Annotated in this window: 14 protein-coding genes; 3 read left to right on the top strand and 11 right to left on the bottom strand. The window is 62.0% G+C overall.

From position 1 onward, the window contains the following. Positions 1-344: 344 nt before the first annotated feature. On the top strand, positions 345-1,412 hold the full coding sequence (locus ACYVHT_RS20050) for a hypothetical protein (RefSeq protein WP_460556300.1): 1,068 nt from the start codon (positions 345-347) through the stop codon (positions 1,410-1,412). Positions 1,413-1,431: 19 nt separating this feature from the next. On the opposite strand, the gene ACYVHT_RS20055 is transcribed toward ACYVHT_RS20050, so the two are convergent. The 9 genes from ACYVHT_RS20055 to guaB form a co-directional block, all read right to left on the bottom strand. Continuing rightward, complete coding sequence (locus ACYVHT_RS20055; RefSeq protein ID WP_460556303.1) at positions 1,432-1,977, bottom strand: GNAT family N-acetyltransferase; 546 nt, start codon at positions 1,975-1,977, stop codon at positions 1,432-1,434. Positions 1,978-2,086: 109 nt separating this feature from the next. Beyond that, positions 2,087-2,512, bottom strand: a complete 426-nt coding sequence (locus ACYVHT_RS20060; protein ID WP_460556306.1) for a hypothetical protein — start codon at positions 2,510-2,512, stop codon at positions 2,087-2,089. 91 nt (positions 2,513-2,603) lie between these two features. Next, complete coding sequence (locus ACYVHT_RS20065; protein WP_460556309.1) at positions 2,604-3,569, bottom strand: AAA family ATPase; 966 nt, start codon at positions 3,567-3,569, stop codon at positions 2,604-2,606. A 142-nt stretch (positions 3,570-3,711) separates the two neighbouring features. Continuing rightward, complete coding sequence (locus tag ACYVHT_RS20070; protein ID WP_460556311.1) at positions 3,712-5,091, bottom strand: peptidylprolyl isomerase; 1,380 nt, start codon at positions 5,089-5,091, stop codon at positions 3,712-3,714. A 243-nt stretch (positions 5,092-5,334) separates the two neighbouring features. Then, positions 5,335-7,650 (bottom strand): peptidylprolyl isomerase, encoded by a 2,316-nt coding sequence (locus ACYVHT_RS20075; protein WP_460556314.1) that lies wholly within the window; start codon positions 7,648-7,650, stop codon positions 5,335-5,337. A 198-nt stretch (positions 7,651-7,848) separates the two neighbouring features. After that, entirely contained in the window at positions 7,849-8,262 is a 414-nt protein-coding gene (locus ACYVHT_RS20080) for an ATP-binding protein (protein ID WP_460556317.1), read from the bottom strand. Between the two features lie 114 nt (positions 8,263-8,376). After that, on the bottom strand, positions 8,377-8,706 hold the full coding sequence (locus ACYVHT_RS20085; protein WP_208176131.1) for an STAS domain-containing protein: 330 nt from the start codon (positions 8,704-8,706) through the stop codon (positions 8,377-8,379). Positions 8,707-8,721: 15 nt separating this feature from the next. Further along, positions 8,722-10,155 carry a PP2C family protein-serine/threonine phosphatase gene (locus ACYVHT_RS20090; RefSeq protein WP_460556320.1) on the bottom strand — a complete coding sequence of 478 codons (1,434 nt, stop codon included), beginning with the start codon at positions 10,153-10,155 and terminating at the stop codon, positions 8,722-8,724. Positions 10,156-10,396: 241 nt separating this feature from the next. Next, positions 10,397-11,875, bottom strand: coding sequence for an IMP dehydrogenase (guaB, locus tag ACYVHT_RS20095; RefSeq protein WP_460556322.1), 1,479 nt, complete (start codon positions 11,873-11,875; stop codon positions 10,397-10,399). 175 nt (positions 11,876-12,050) lie between these two features. Here guaB and ACYVHT_RS20100 point away from each other — a divergent pair, with 175 nt between their 5' ends. Continuing rightward, on the top strand, positions 12,051-12,902 hold the full coding sequence (locus ACYVHT_RS20100; RefSeq protein WP_460556324.1) for a Rossmann-fold NAD(P)-binding domain-containing protein: 852 nt from the start codon (positions 12,051-12,053) through the stop codon (positions 12,900-12,902). Positions 12,903-13,016: 114 nt separating this feature from the next. After that, the gene (locus ACYVHT_RS20105; protein ID WP_460556326.1) at positions 13,017-13,856 is read left to right on the top strand and encodes an FRG domain-containing protein; all 840 of its coding nucleotides are present in this window, start codon (positions 13,017-13,019) and stop codon (positions 13,854-13,856) included. A 19-nt stretch (positions 13,857-13,875) separates the two neighbouring features. Here ACYVHT_RS20105 and ACYVHT_RS20110 read toward each other — a convergent pair whose 3' ends face one another. Next, entirely contained in the window at positions 13,876-14,607 is a 732-nt protein-coding gene (locus tag ACYVHT_RS20110; protein WP_460556328.1) for a DUF2490 domain-containing protein, read from the bottom strand. 99 nt (positions 14,608-14,706) lie between these two features. Further along, a partial coding sequence (locus ACYVHT_RS20115) for an ATP-dependent helicase C-terminal domain-containing protein (RefSeq protein ID WP_460556330.1) occupies positions 14,707-15,915 on the bottom strand: 1,209 nt, incomplete at its 5' end.

Genomic DNA, 15,915 nt, shown 5'->3' on the forward strand with positions numbered 1-15,915 from the left:
TGGTAAAGTTAACGGTTTTGGCCGGGTCGCAATCGAATAAATCTATTCTTGTTAAAAGACCTAATCGGGCCGTTTTGCGGCGGCTTTTTCTAACACACTGCCTACCGGAAACGTGCCGTAGAAAGCGGAAATATATGAGGAATTATCTAAAAATTTTAGTTGGCCTTGTGGCTGTGCTAATTAGAGTGGAAGATGCCCGGGCGCAGCTGGATAATTCGGCGTTTACCAGCCCCGAGCCAGGGCGCAGACAGTTGGAGCGAGATGCCCAAAATGCCCCTGCTGACACGTCTCACGCCTGGCAGCCTCCGCAGCTGGCGGCCGATGTGTCGTTTCATCGTTCGCAGTTGTTTTCCTATAATCCAGGCGATATCCGGTTTTCAGCCAGCTCATTCACTTTCTTCAAAGACAACGAGTATTTCAATAAAATTGTCGATGGGTACACGCTTTTTGGTACGCAGTTCAATCCGCAACTGGTTTACTATCCGGCCCAGGGCTTTCGGCTGGAAGGCGGCGTTTTTCTGTGGAAGGACTTTGGCAATCCGCAATTGAAGCAAGTGCGCCCAACTTTTCGGGCTACCTGGACGGTGGGGAAAGATGAGGCGTACCACCAGTTTATTCTGGGTAATATCAAGGCGCAGCTCAATCATGGCTACATCGAGCCGCTGTTCAATTTTGAGCGGGTTATGCTCAATCCGCTGGAGGAAGGCCTGCAATACCGCTACGTTACTAATAAATTGGCCCTGGAAGTGTGGGTGGACTGGCAGCGCCAGCAGTACCGCTACAGCGACTATCAGGAGGAAATAGCCGGTGGCCTCGTCAGTCGCTACACTCTGAGCCAGGCCACCAGCCCCTGGCAGGTTTCCGTGCCGTTCCAGTTCACGGCCACGCACCACGGCGGGCAGATTGATACGCTGAATAAGCCGTTGCAGACGCTCTTCAATGAAGCCATCGGGATTGAGGCCCGGCGCACCGTCACGGGGGCCAAAGTGCAGACTTTTCGCTTCAACGGCTACGTGCTCGGCTTCCAGGACAACTCCATTACCAACGGCCAACTGCCGTTCAGCTACGGCCGGGGCCTGTACCTGAACGGCACGCTCGAAACCCACTACGCCGACGTGATGCTGAGCTACTGGCAGGGCTCGCGTTTCGTGTCGCCGCTGGGGGGTGACCTGTATCAGAGTATCTCGCGCACGGTGTCGAACCCGGATTTTATCGACCGTAACCGGCAGATTTTGCTGGTGCGGCTCATGCGCGACTTCCGTATCTCGGATGCCGCCGCTCTCACCGTACGCGTCGAGCCGCTCTACGATTTCAACGCGCGGCTGCTAGATTTTTCCTTCGGAGTATATTTAAATTTCCGGCAGGAATGGTGGCTGGCCAACGTGAGGCGGCACCTTCGAGTCGGGCAATAAGACGTGGCATACGCATGTGCTACACACGCTCCAGCCACAGGCGGCAGATGCGGCTCATGGCATCGGCGTTGCGGAACCAGAGCGGGCGCTTGGGCGGGGGCTCGGGCACAAAGCCCACGGCGCGGGCCACGGCCTGGCCCCGCTCGTTGCTCAGGAAGCAGCGCACCAGCAGGCGCTGGCTGCCCAGCGGCCCGAAACCAAAGTCGATGATGGCCGCCAGTGCCTCACGGGCGAAGCCCTGGCCCTCGGCCGCCGCAGCCAGGTAGTAGCCGATTTCGGCCTGGCCCTTTTGCTGGGGCATGATGCAGATATCGCCGATGTACGCCTCCGTGGCGCGGTGCCAGATGCCGAATACGTAGAAGCGGCCCGTGCGCCAGTCGTCGGCGAAGGCGCGCAGGGCCACCTGCGCGTCGGCCACGGAGCGCACCGCCTGCAGCCGGTCGGGAAAGGAGGGCTGAAACCGGGGCCGGTCGGCGTGGAGCAGGGCGAAGAAGGCGTCGGCATCGGCCGCCTCGTAGGGGCGCAGGCAGAGGCGGGCAGTGAGGAGCGGAGCGCGGGACAGCATGGCAGCGAAATACGGCGAAAGCCCCGAAACAGAGCCGCTCAATGCGGAAAAAAATAAAAAAGGCCGCCTCTGAGCCCAGAAGCGGCCTTTCGCAGAATGGCCTGGTCGGCTACTTGTTTACGCCCACGTACTGGCTGGGGCTGCCGAGCGCCTGCTGGGTCCGCATCACGTTCACCTGACGGGCGGCTTCGTTGAAGAATTCGAGGCGGCGGATGAGCATCTCCTTGGTCAGCACGCGGCCCTCGGGCGTACGCATGGTGCTGCGCTTGTCGGCCAGCACGTGCTGCATGGCGGCCAGCGTCTGGCCCTCGTGCTTCATGAACTGCTGCTGAAATTCGGCCAGCCGGGCCACGCCGCTGGCCGAGAGCGTGAAATGCTCGCCGGCACCCTGGTTCAGCACCTCGCACAGCACGTACACTTCGATGGGCAGGCTGGTTTCGAGGGCCGTGGTGCGCAGGTCGAGGCCGGCGGCCAGGGCGTCGAGGATGATGCGCACATTGCGCTCAAATTGCTGATAGTAGGCTTGGGCTTCCACTTTTAAAGTGTTGAATGTTGAGGGTTGAGTTTTGAGTTTGGGGAGGTGCGTTTTGGTGCATTCAACCCTCAATATTCAAAACTCAACATTTCTAAAGAAGTTCTTTCACAATCTGCTCCACGCCGATGCCTTCGGCTTCGGCTTTGAAGTTGCGCACGAGACGGTGGCGCAATATCGGCACGGCCACGGCGCGTACGTCCTCAATGTCGGGCGAATATTTTCCGTTGAGCAGGGCGTTGCACTTGGCCCCCACAATGAGGTGCTGCGAGGCGCGGGGGCCGGCGCCCCATTCCAGCAGCTGGTTGGTGCGGGCGTGGGCGCGCTCGGTGTTGGGGCGGGTTTTGTGCACGAGGCCCACGGCGTATTCCACCACGTTGTCGGCCACCGGCACGCGGCGCACCAGCTCCTGAAAGGCCTGAATATCGGCCGCGTGGAGCACTTTATTCACCGTGTGCCTGATGTTGGAAGTCGTATTCTTCACGATGTTCAGCTCCTCGGCGTAGCTGGGGTAGCCCAGCTCGATGTTGAACATGAACCGGTCGAGCTGCGCTTCGGGCAGGGGGTAGGTGCCTTCCTGCTCGATGGGGTTTTGCGTGGCCAGCACAAAGAACGGGCGGCTGAGCGGATAGCGCTGGCCGGCCACGGTCACGGCATACTCCTGCATGCTTTCGAGCAGAGCGGCCTGGGTTTTGGGCGGGGTCCGGTTGATTTCGTCGGCCAGAATGATGTTGGCGAAAATGGGGCCTTTCACGAAGTGAAAATCCCGCTGCTGGTTCATCGTCTCCGAGCCCACGATGTCGCTGGGCATCAAATCGGGCGTGAACTGGATGCGGTTGAACGACAGGTCCAGCGAGTCGGCAATGGTCTGAATCAGCAGGGTTTTGGCCAGGCCGGGCACGCCCACCAGCAGGCTGTGGCCCTGCGAAAACACGGCCGTGAGCACCAGCCGCACCACTTCATCCTGCCCCACGATGACCTTGCCGATTTCCTGGCGCAGCTTCTGGAAGGAGGCGGCCAGGGCATCAGCGGCTTCTTTGTCGTTTTGGAATTGAGCCATTGATAGAAATGAGCTAAGCTAAAAAAGCTGTCATCCTGAGCGCAGCGAAGGACCTTGTCACGCTTGCGGCAGTAGTTACTGCACATCGCGCTTCCGTGAGAAGGTCCTTCGCTGCGCTCAGGATGACAGATGTGGAATTAAGTTACTTCTCCGCCACGTCCAGCACCTTGCACTGCGCGTACTCCGGCGCAATTTCCAGGTACACCGTGCCCCGGTTTTTGAGGAACCACTCGTCGAGGGCTTTGTTTTTCTTCTCGTTGAGGGCGGCGGCGGCAATTTTCTGGTAGTCGTCCTGCAGGTTGGCCTGGTGGGGCGGGGTGTTCGACTTCAGGTAGAGAATCCGCATGGCGTCCTTGCCGTCGTCGGTGCGGTAGGGCAGGGGCGGGGTGATGTGGCCCACCTTCATGGTGTCGATGGTGAAGAAGATGGCGGGGTCGAGCTTGTCGAGCGGCAGGCGCGTGCTGCCATCCTGCCGGTTCTGAATCAGGCCGCCGTTGCCGCTGCTGTTCTTGTCCGACGAGTTGTCCTTGGCCGCTTTGGCAAAGCTGATGCTGTCGCTCAGAATCTGGCGGCGCAGCTTGGTGAGCATGGCTGCCGAAGCGCCCGCGTCGGCCGTGCCGGTTTCGGGCTTCAGTAGAATATGGCGCGTAGAATAAGACGTGCCCTTGCGCTCAATGAACTGGATGAGGTGAAACCCAAACTGCGACTGCACCACCGGCGACATCTGCCCCGGCTCCAGCTTTTTCGATGCCGCTTCGTATTCGGGCACCAGCTCGCCGGGCTTGAAGAAGCCCAGGTAGCCGCCCTCCTTGGCCGAGCCCGGGTCTTCGGAATATTGCTTGGCCAGCGTGGCAAAGTCGGCCCCGGCCAGCACCTGCGCCCGAATGTCGTTCAGCTTGGCAATAGCGGCCTGCTTGGCCTTCTCGTTCACCTGGGCCGGAATCACAATCTGGCCCACCTCCACCTCCGTGCTGAAGTAAGGCAGGCTGTCTTTGGGCACTTTGGTGAAGTACTGCGACACCTCGCGCGGGGTCACGGCCACTTTGCCCGTGATGGTTTCCTGCATTTTCTGCTGCGTGAGCTGGTCCTTAATCTGGGGCCGCAGGTCGTCTTTCAGCGCCTTGATGGGCTTGTTGTACTGCTCTTCGAGGCGTTTTTCGGAGCCAATCTGCTGCACGAAGTAGGCCATGCGGCGGTCCACTTCATTGTTCACCTGCTGGTCGGTCACGGTCACGGAATCCACCTCGGCGCGGGCCAGCATCAGCTTGTTCAGCACCAGGCTTTGCAGGATTTTGCATTTCAAATCCGGCGGCAGGGGCTTGCCTTCGGCGCGGGCCACTTCCTGTGCGTAGATGAGCTCGACTTCGGAGCGGAGCACAATCTGGTTATCCACTTTCACAATAATGCCGTCGAGCAGCTGCTGGCCCTTGGGCCGGCTGATGCCCAGCTGCGCCTGGGAAGCGGGCGCGAGGCCCAGCAATAACGCCACCGTAAGCAGGGCCGATGCCACTGCGCGATTCACTTTAACAAGCATAGAAGAGTAATTAACGCCCGTTGGCAAGGTGCCAGCGCCATAGCCGTGAGCAGCTAACACGCAAACGGGCGCACAAATTTCATGATAAATCCGTCGGCAGACAAAAACAAGGAGCCGCGCGCCTGCCGGATGGTTGCAGGGTTTCGTAAACAGGTGAATGAGCGAATGGCTGAATGGGTGAATGTTCAGGAGCCATTCACCCATTCAGCCATTCGCTCATTCACCCATTGGCTACTTCGTAACCAGCTTGCTCACTTCGGCCTCGTTCACCTTCACGGGCTTGGCGGCGCGCATCTGGGCAATCCACTCCTTTTCGAGGTAGGTCTGATAGTCGGAGGTAGCCTGGCCACGGGCTTCGGCCAGGGTTTTGGGCCCAGCCGGCAGAATTTTGTCGATGGTAGCAGCGTAGTAGCGGCCGTCTTTCTGCACGGTGTAGGTACCGGGGCCCTTGCTCATCAGGTCGTCCATCACCTTGTTGTCGCCTTTCTGGAAGATGCGCTGGCTGATTTGCACCGACAGCGGATTTTGCTCGTTCAGGTCGGCCTCAATGGCGGCGGGGCTGCCGCTGGTCAGGGCCACCAGCACAGTCGCTTCGGCAGCCGGAGCTTTCTGCACCACCTTGCGAATACGGCTGGCCTCAATGCCGCGGCGCTTCAGGTTGATGGCGGCCGTATCGGCGCGGGCGCTGGCCAGCGAGGCTTTTTCGCCCTTCTTCACGCGGCCCGTCAGGGTCACGGCCATCGTGGGGTCCTGCGCCATGCGCTTGGCAATGTCATCGATGGCCATCGTGCCCACTTTCGGCAGCGAAGCGCCCCCTGCAAACACGATTTGCTTGGGTACATTTTTGGTAAGGGCAAACCGGCCGCCTTTCAGCTCTTTCTGCACGCGGGCCAGCAGTACCGGCGTGGCCGCGCTGATGACCGTGCCCTGCACGCGCTGGTCCCACTGGTACTTGGCCTGATTCTCGGAGAAGTATTTTTTCAGGCCCACGGTGTCCTCAATGGCCTTGCTCCACACTTTCTCATCCATGAGCTGGAAGAGCAGGATGCCGTCGCGGTATTCCTTCACCAGCATGCGGTAGTCCTCATACTTGGTGTCGAGGCTGTTTTTCTCAAAGTCGGTGAGCGACTGCTCCACGTACTGGTCGTAGAGCTGCTGCATGGCAAAAGCCGGCTGCGCACCCGTGCGGGGCCGCTGGTTTTGCTGCACGTAAGCCAGGAAGTCCTTCACCAGATATGGCTTGCCCTTGATAGTGAACAGGGTGGAATTGTCGTTGGCAGTGCCTTTGGCAGCCTTGGCCATCGTGGTAGGAGCCACATACTTGTAGCGGCCAGCCACCAGCGCCGTATCGGCTTTGCTGAAGGCGTAGGCCTTGGCAACAGCCAGTTCCGAAAACTGGTCTTCCTGCCGAATCCGCTTCAGGAAGGCGGCTTTGTTGAGTTCCGAGCGCGAGTCCTTGGCCACCTTGCTTCTCAGGCCCGATTCCAGGTCGGTAAACTTGGTCAGCGGCTGCTTCTCAATCAGCTTGATGACGTGCCAGCCGTAGGGCGTTTGCACCGGAGCCGAGATGTCGCCGGGCTTTTGCAGCTTAAACGCCACTTCCTCAAACGACGGAATCATGCGGCCCGTGCCGAAGGGCGGTAGCTCGCCCCCGTTGGCGGCTGAGCCGGCATCTTCCGAGAACTGCGCCACGAGCTTGTCCCAGTTCTCGCCCTTTTTCAGGCGGCTGTAGAGCTCGTCAATTTTCTTTTTGGCAGTGAGCGAGTCGGCTTTGGGCGCATTGGCATTGGACCGAATCATGAGGTGGGCCACCTTGATTTCGCCCTGCGCCGTGCGCTTGTCGTTCACCTTGATGATGTGGTAGCCGAAGCGCGTACGCACCGGCTGCGACACCTGCCCAACCGGCGTTTTGTAGGCCGCCGTTTCAAACGGGTACACCATCTGCATGGCCGTGAAGTAGCCCAGCTTGCCGCTGTTTTCCTTCGCCGAAGGGTCTTCGCTTTCGGTGCGGGCCAGCTGGCCAAAATCGGCCCCCGACTGCGCCTGCTGGCGAATTTTCTCAATCTTCTGGTAAGCGGCCAGCGTGTCCTGCGGCGTGGCATCGGGCGCTACGCGAATGAGGATATGCGAAGCATTTACCTCCTGGCCCATGCGGTCGTAGGCTTCGCGCACCAGCTGGTCGGTCACGCTTTTTTCGGTGAGGTAGGGCTGGGCCAGCTGTTGGCGGTAGCCGTCCAACTCGCGCTTGAAGGCCTGCGTGGTGTCGAGGCCGCGCTGCTCGGCCTCCAGTACCTTAAGGCGGAAATTGGTGTAGAGGTCCAGGTAATCGGTCACGCTCTGGCGCGTGCCATAATCGGGAGCCGAGCTGTTGTTCTTGCGATATACGTAGGCAAACTCGTTGGCTGGCACCGGGTACGTGCCCAGGGTTTCGACGGCAGGACCGGTAGCCGTAGCCGCCGTAGCGGTCGAGGCCGCTGGCTTGGAAGCCTGGCAACCAGCCAGCAGCGTAGCAACGGCCGCGCTGGCATACAGAATGCGTTTGTGCATATTAAAAGAAAGGAGACAAAAAAGCTGGCTTATCAGGAAGCCAGCGGAGCGGGCATAAAATTACCGATGCGAAATTAAGTAATTTCCGGTCGGAAACAGCATTGGCATCGGACCGGCCGTGTGCAAAAAGCAGGCCGCCCTGCTGAGCGGCTTCGGCCGGCTCAGCAGGGCGGCCTGCTGTCATAAGAAAGCTGTTGGTTAGGCCAGGTGCTTGCTGAGGTGGCACACCGTGTGGTTGCCGCGGGTGAAGAATTCCACCCGGTCCATCAGGCGGTTCACCAGGGCCATGCCCATTCCACCCTTGCGGCCTTGCTGAATGTAGGCACGCAGATCGGGGCTCTGGTGCGGGCCGGGCAGAAAAATGGTGTCGCCGTTGTCGGCAATCTCCACGTTCAGGTCGTGCTGGTCGATGGCAAGCGTGAGGTCCAGAAACTGGTTTTCGTCCTCGCCGTTGGCGTGAATGATGAAGTTGGCCACCACTTCGTCCACGGCCAGTACCACCTGGTTCACCGTCACATCCGACAGCTGCCGGCTGCTGAGGTAGTTGCGCACGAAATCACGCACCTCTTGCAGGTGGGTGCGCGAGCAGGCAACGCGGAGGACAGATTTCACTTTAGAAGTAGAAGTTTTGAATGTTGAGGGTTAAGTTTTGAGTGGTTGGTATTGAGCAAAAGGGCATAGGCCATTCATCAACTTAACCCTCTGCATTCAAAACTTAACACTTCACTAGGCGGCTTCGGCTTCGGTGGCGCTGGGCACGATGGTCATCAGCGCATCCAGCCCCAGAATCTCAAATACGTTGAATACTTTTTCCTGCATGTTGAAGAATACGAGCTTTACGTTGGCATCCTGAAAGCGCTGCAGGTGCGAGATGAACACGCCCAGGCCCGCCGACGAGATGTAGCTCAGCTTGGCGCAGTCAATCAGGACTTTGCGGAAATTCAGAATGTCGGGTTTAGCCAGCTCAGTATCAAGAACAATGGCAGAGCTAGCGTCCAGCTCACCGTCGAGCAGGAGGGTGAGCGTATCAGCGGAGGGTTGCGCGGTAACTTTCATAGTGAGGGCGATACGTCAGGCCCCGGGCAGGGGTTGGGCCGACTTGAATTTAATGACGAGCAGGGTCTGGTCGTCGTGAATGGGGAAGCCGGAAGTAAACGCGTTGAGGTCGTCGAGGATGTATCTTTTGATGTCTTCGGCATTCTGGAAATAACTTTCTTCGAGGCGCAGCTTCAGGCGGTCCTCGCCGTATTCGTCGGTGCCGTTGCCGCCCCGGGCTTCCACAATGCCGTCGGTGTAAATCACCATCACATCGCCGGGGCTATAGTCGTAAAACTGGTTTTTGATGTGTTTCTCGTAGCTCTCGTTCCGAATAATGCCCAGGCCCAGGCCCGCTGAGTCGAAGTAGAAAACCTCTTCGCGCAGGGCGTGGTAGTACAGCGTGTGGCAATGCCCGGCGCGAGCAAACACAAAGCCGCCCTGCTCGTAGTCAATGATGTAGAGCGAGGAGGTGATGAAAGAAGACTTTTCGAGGCAGTGGACGAGGGCCATGTTGGCCTGGGCCATGAACTTGCTGGGCACCGGGAACTTGTCGCGCTCATTCTTGGCCAGCGGGTTTTCCTGCATCAGGGAGTGGAAAATCCCCTTCATCTGGGCCATGTGAAAGGCGGCGGTTACGCCCTTGCCGCTCACATCGCCGATGATGACGGCCAGCCGCCGGCCCGGCAGGTGCAGAAAATCGTAGAAGTCGCCGCCTACTTCGCGGGCCGCCAGCGAATGGGAGCTGATTTCGAACCAGTTGTCCGTTGGCAGGTTCTTCGGGATGAGGCTGTCCTGCACCTGAAAGGAAATTTTCAGTTCCTCCTGGGTGCGTTGCGTATCGAGCGAGGTGCGCACCAGTTCCAGGTTTTCGATGCTGAGCACCGCCTGGCTGGTGAAGGTTTGAAGAATGCTTAAATCGGCTTGGCTGAACCTATGAGGCTCCAGCTTGAGCAGGTAGAGCGTGCCGTAGTTGAAATGCAGGCCGCGCAACGGCAGCTGGATGAGCGAGCGAAAGCGCTGGGGGATGCCTTCGAACCCGGACCGGATATTGAGGTCGTTGGTAATGAACTCGCCTTCCGGCAAATTATGGCGTTGCAGCCGGGCGCGCAGGTCGTCGGTGTACTCGGCCGACGTGTTGTGGTATTGGGTAATGGCTCCGGCGTCGGGGGCTGCGTGGCCCGGTTCGAGGTCGAGCCAGGCGGCATCGGCCTGCACGGTTTCCACCGCCGATTCGAGCAGGATGCGGTAAACATCGGCCGAGGTCTGGCCGCGCTGGATGATTTGCACCAGGTGCTGCAGGTTCTGAATCTCGTTTTGGCGCAGCGAGGCCGAGTTATCGGCCCGCCCGGCCGGGGCCCTGAAGAAAAGCGCGGCCAGCAGCAGCACAACGCCCAGGTCGGCCGCCAGCAGCAGCCAGGCGGTCCAGGCGTGTGGGCCGGTCGCAGCAGCGCCTAAGAGGCTGAACATCACCAAGCCACCGCTTAGTAGCGCGAGCAGAAAAACAAGATATAGTAGCGGATGACGCACAGACAAAAACCAGGAAAAACACAAGTCTACCAGCCCGTTGCGTCTTTACAAACGCTCAACTGGGTTGCAAGATACAATCCCTTGCCTAAACCCAATAATAATGGCTTTTGTCCGTTTTTAAGCAGAAGCATCAGCCTGCGCCAACGCTTCTGCCTGAAAAATAGCGCCTGCCAAGGCCAGACTAGCGGCTCGAATAATTTGGCGCTTCGCGGGTAATCTGCACGTCGTGCGGGTGGCTTTCGCGCAGGCCGGCCCCGGTGATGCGGACAAACTGCGCAGCCTGCAGCGCCTCAATGTTGGCGGCCCCTACGTAGCCCATGCCGGCGCGCAGCCCGCCCGCCAGCTGATAAATAACTTCCGCCACGTTGCCCTTGAAGGGCACGCGGCCCACAATGCCTTCGGGCACCAGCTTCTTCACGTCGTCTTCGGCGTCCTGGAAGTACCGGTCCTTGCTGCCGTCCTCCATGGCCTCGACGGAGCCCATGCCGCGGTAGGACTTGTACTTGCGGCCTTCGTAGATGATGAGGTCGCCGGGGGCTTCCTCGGTGCCGGCCAGGAGCGAGCCCACCATGACGGCGGCGGCACCCCCGGCCAGGGCTTTCACCACATCGCCGGAGAATTTGATGCCCCCATCGGCCACCAGCGTCACGCCGGTGCCAGCCAGGCCTTTTGCGGCTTCCAGCACGGCCGAGAGCTGCGGCACGCCGATGCCGGCAATGATGCGCGTGGTGCAGATGGAGCCGGGGCCAACGCCCACCTTCACCACATCGGCGCCGGCTTCGGCCAGGGCGCGGGCACCGGCTTCGGTGGCCACGTTGCCGGCCATCACGTCGAGGCCGGGGTGGGCCGCCTTGATGGCGCGCACGGCGTCCATCACGCCTTTGGAGTGGCCGTGGGCGGTGTCGAGGCTCACCAGGTCCACGCCGGCTTCGACCAGGGCGGCTACGCGCTGGAGCAAATCGGCGGTGACGCCCACGGCGGCCCCTACGCGCAGGCGCCCGAGGTGGTCTTTGCTGGCGTTGGGCGCGCGGCGGCGCTTGCGGATGTCCTTGTAGGTCATCAGGCCGGCGAGGCGGCCTTCGGCATCTACCAGCGGCAGCTTATCGACTTTGCTATCGGTGAGCAGCTGCTCGGCGGCGGCCTGCGTGATGCCGGCGGGAGCCGTGACGAGGCGGGCCAGGGGCACCATCACCGTCGTGACGGGCTGGTTCATGTCTTTCTCGAAGCGCAGGTCGCGGCTGGTGAGGATGCCTTCGAGGACGTGGCCGCCGTTCACCACCGGAATGCCGCCGATGTTGTGCTTGCGCATGAGCTGGCGGGCATCGGCCAGGGTGGCGGTAGGCGGCAGGGTGAAGGGGTCTTGAATCAGGGCCGACTCGCTGCGCTTGACGCGGCGCACCTGCTCGGCCTGCGCCTTGATGGACATGTTCTTGTGAATGATGCCCAGGCCGCCTTCCTGCGCCAGCGCAATGGCCATGTCCGACTCCGTGACGGTGTCCATGGCCGCCGAAATCAGCGGGGTTTGCAGCCGGATGTTGGGGGTGAGGCGGGTGCCGGTGTCGCAGTCGCGGGGCAAAACCTCGGAGTACGCGGGCAGCAGCAGTACGTCGTCGTAGGTGAGGGCCTCGAAGGCAATTTTGGGGGTTGCGGAATCCGCCATGGCAAAAGGAGTTGGGGTTTGGTGCCTTTTGCCAGTCAAAGATACGGCGGGGAATTGGGTTGCGGCCAGAAAAATCAATCGCCGGTTCTGGCCCGCGCCCGTCACAGGGGCCGGCGCAAACAATTCGCCGTCTCAGCCCGTCTTAAGCACTCCCCATTTTACCGCTTGAAATTTTATGCCTGATTCCACCAACCAAACCTGGTTTATTACCGGCGCTTCGTCCGGCTTCGGCGAAGCCCTGGCCGACTATGTGCTCGAAAAAGGAGGCCGCGTGGCCGCTACGTTCCGCAAGCCTGAGCAGGCCGATGCCTTTACCAAAAAAGCCGATGGCCGCACCCTCGGCCTGGTGTGCGACGTGACCGACGAGGCCACCGTCAAGAGCGCCATTGCCGATGCCATTGCCCGATTCGGCCAGCTCGATGTGGTGGTGAACAACGCCGGCTACGGCTCGATGGGCAGCATTGAAGAAGTGCCCGCCGAGGAAGTGCAGCGCCAGTTCGACGTGAACGTGTTTGGGGCGCTGCACGTGCTGCGGGCCGTGCTGCCGCAGCTGCGCCGGCAGCGCTCGGGCCACGTGCTGAACATCACCAGCATCGGCGGGCTGAAAACCTTCCCCGGCGTGGGCATCTACAACGCCTCGAAGTTTGCCCTGGAAGCCATTGGCGAGAGCCTGAGCCAGCAGGTGGGCCCGCTGGGCATTAAGGTGACCAACATCGAGCCCAGCGGCTTCCGCACGAAATGGGCCGGCGAGTCGGCCACCATTGCCAACACCAAAATCGATGACTACCAGCCCACGGTGGGCGAAAACATCCGCGGCATTGAGGGCTACAGCGGCCGCCAGCCCGGCGACCCCGTGCGCGCCGCCCATGCCATGTACGAGGTAGTGCAGATGGAAAACCCGCCCCTGCACCTGCCCCTGGGCAAAGCCGCCGTGAAAGGCGCGCGCGAGAAGTTTGCCACCCTCAGCAAAGAGCTGGAGCAATACGCCGCCATGGGCGACGCGGCCGATTTTCCGGCCGGTGAGTAAGCGGTTGGTTTGATTAAGCGGACCCGGAACGGTCATACTGCGCGCAGTATGACCGTTCTTTTTTAACGAATTCTTAAAACCGCAGCTGCTGCCGGCCCGGCGTATCTTCGCCCCATGCCACTTTCAGCCAACGACTACGAAGCCACTTCCTGGGAAGACCTGCAGCGGTTGCTGTTTCAGGACACCTGGGATGCGCGCATCGGGCGGTTTCGCTCGCCGTTTGTGTACCGGGGTGGTCGCTCGCGCCACTTCCAGCTCGAAACCAGCTTGCAGCGCCTGGGGGGCGAATACCACAAGCTGGAGCACCACCTGCTGCGCAACTTCCGCAAGTATGCCCGCGAAACCGGCCTGCCGGGCACCACGGCCAGCACCTGGGACTGGCTGGCCCTGGCCCAGCACCACGGCCTGCCCACCCGCCTGCTCGACTGGACGTACTCGCCCTACGTGGCCCTGCATTTTGCTACCGACGACCTGTCGGCCTACCACGAAGACGGCATTATCTGGGCCCTGAACTACGTGAAGGCCGCCGAGCACCTGCCCCAGCGCCTGCGCCAGGCCCTGCAGGCCGAAGGCTCCAACGTCTTCACCTCCGAGCTGCTTCAGCCCGTGAGCAGCAGCCTGCGCGAGCTGGAAGAGCTGCAAGCCGAGCCCTACGTGCTGTTTCTGGAGCCGCCCAGCCTCGATGCCCGCATTGTGCACCAGTACGCGCTGTTTTCGCTGATGAGCACGGCCCAGAGCGTGCTGCACGACTGGCTGGCCGACCGGCCCGACCTCTACTTCCGCATCATGCTGCCGGCCCGGCTCAAGTGGGAAGTGCGCGACAAGCTCGACCAGGCCAACATTACGGAGCGGGTGCTGCTGCCGGGGCTCGGGGGCCTCAGCCGCTGGCTGCACCGCCACTACTCGCCCCGCACCGACGGCAAGAACTTTCTGGACGACAACGAGATGCGTTAAGGCCGGCCGGGCCGGGACCTTACTCCGCCGGGCGCCGCACCAGCGCCACGCGGGTGGGCGCCGCCACCGCCACGCCAAGCTGCACCGCATTCCGAGCCAGCGCATACCCGGCCGTGCCGGCCTGGCTTTGGTGCAGGTAGGCCAGCTCCACGGTGGTGCGGCGGCTGGCGCGGTAGCCCAGCCCGGCGCTCAGCCGGTTTTCTTCGAGAAAACTGCTGCGGCTGTGCACGCCCAGGCCGGCAAATACTTCATCGGCCGCCACGGCGTAGATGCCGCCCACCGGCAGCCGGCCGCCCGCGTGCAGCGGCAGCACCAGCCGCAGCTGGTAGCGCAGGCGCGGTGCAAACCGGAAGGCCGCTTCCGGCGTGGGGCGGAGCCACCGCTCCTCGGCCCGCAGGCGGTGGCTGGCGCGCACCGGCCCGCTCACATCGGTCAGCATCACTTCCTGGTAGAAGCGGTGCTCGGGGGCTTTGGGCGCATTGGCCGGGCCGCAGTCGTTGGCGGCCAGCACGTAGCCGGTAGTGAGGCTGAAGCTGGGCGCTACGTGCAGGCGCAGGCCCACGCGGCCCAGCTGCTGGCCGCCCAGCTGGGCATTGCCCTGGCGGCTTTCTACTTCCGAATACAGGCTCCAGCGGTTGCGCAGGGGCAGGTCGGCGCTGAGCTTGAGCCAGCCCACGGGCGCGCCGCCGCCCTGGCCGTGGGCGGCCAGGCAGGAAGCGAGGAGCAGTAGCAGCGGGAAGAAGTGTTTCACTCCCTGAAGTTACGTAATCGGTAGGCCAGATTACGTAATTGTTACCTCCGCAAAGCAAAACTTAACATTGGACTGCCCGGGCTGGCCAGCCAGCCCGGGCTACTGGCCCAACCGCTTCTTGGTGAGCTTGGTGGGAATGTGCTCCATCGGCTTGTCGGGCCAGGGGTGCTTGGGGTAGCGGCCCTTCAAATCCTTCCGCACGTCGAAATAGCCTTTCTCCCAAAAGCTGCGCAGGTCGCGCGTGACCTGCGCAGCCCGGCCGCCCGGCGAGAGCAGGTGCAGCAGCAGCGGCACGCGGCCGGCGGCCACGGTGGGCGTTTCGGTGAGGCCAAACAGCTCCTGCAGCTTCACGGCCAGCACGGGCGCGGCGGGGTCGCTGTAGTTCAGGGTAATGTGCGAGCCGCTGGGCACTTCCAGCGCCGCCGGGGCCAGCCGGTCCAGTTCCTGGCGCTGGTTCCAGCCGCCGGGCAGGCGGGACAGCAGCGGCTCAAACAGGTCGAGGCGCTGCACCTGGTCGAGAGTTTTGAGGCCGGTGAGGTGCGTGCCCAGCCACTCGGCCAGCTCCCGGGTCAGGGTGTCGTCATCGAAGGCCGGCCACTGCTTTTCCGGCTCTGTGCTTTCGGTGGCCGGGAAATGCTGCCGCAGAAACGCCAGCCGCTGCTGCAGCTGGCGGGCCCCATCGGTCCAGTTCAGCTTGCCCACGCCGGCTTCCTGCAAGTAGGCCAGCAGGGCCTGGGCCACCAGCTTCGGGTCGGGCTGGCCGATGACTTTTTCTTCGAGCAGCAGGGCTCCCAGGCGGCGCACGCGGCGGCCGGTCACGCGCTGGGTGGTGGGGTCGTAGCGCACCTCGTCGGTGGTCGTAATCTGGTCGGCAAAAGCCAGCTCCAGCTCATCCTGCCCCAGCGGCGCGGCCAGCGTGGCCCGCGGCGCCGAGGCCGTGCCCGCCAGGTGCGCCACCGCGAAAAACGTGGCCTGCGGGTCCACGTCCGTGGTGTTCAGGCCCACGCGCTGGCCGGTCACGAGGCGCAGCCGGTCGTGGGTTTCGCGTTGGGCCAGCCGGTCGGGGTAGGCCAGGGCAGTGAGCAGGCCAATGGGTGAATGGGTGAAGGGGTGAATGGGTGAATGGCTGTCTTTGCCCAGCCGGCCGGTCAGGTTGCGGGCCACGTCGCGCACGCGCTGCAGGGTGGCGTGGTGCAGGGCCAAACCAGGCAGCGGTGGCCGGCCGCTGGCCAGCGCTTCGAGGCGCAGGCGCAGGTCGGGCGGAGCGGGGCGGGTATCGGCGGGCGAGATGTGCATGCGGAAGCCCGG

It is taken from the genome of Hymenobacter daeguensis, assembly GCF_054780555.1.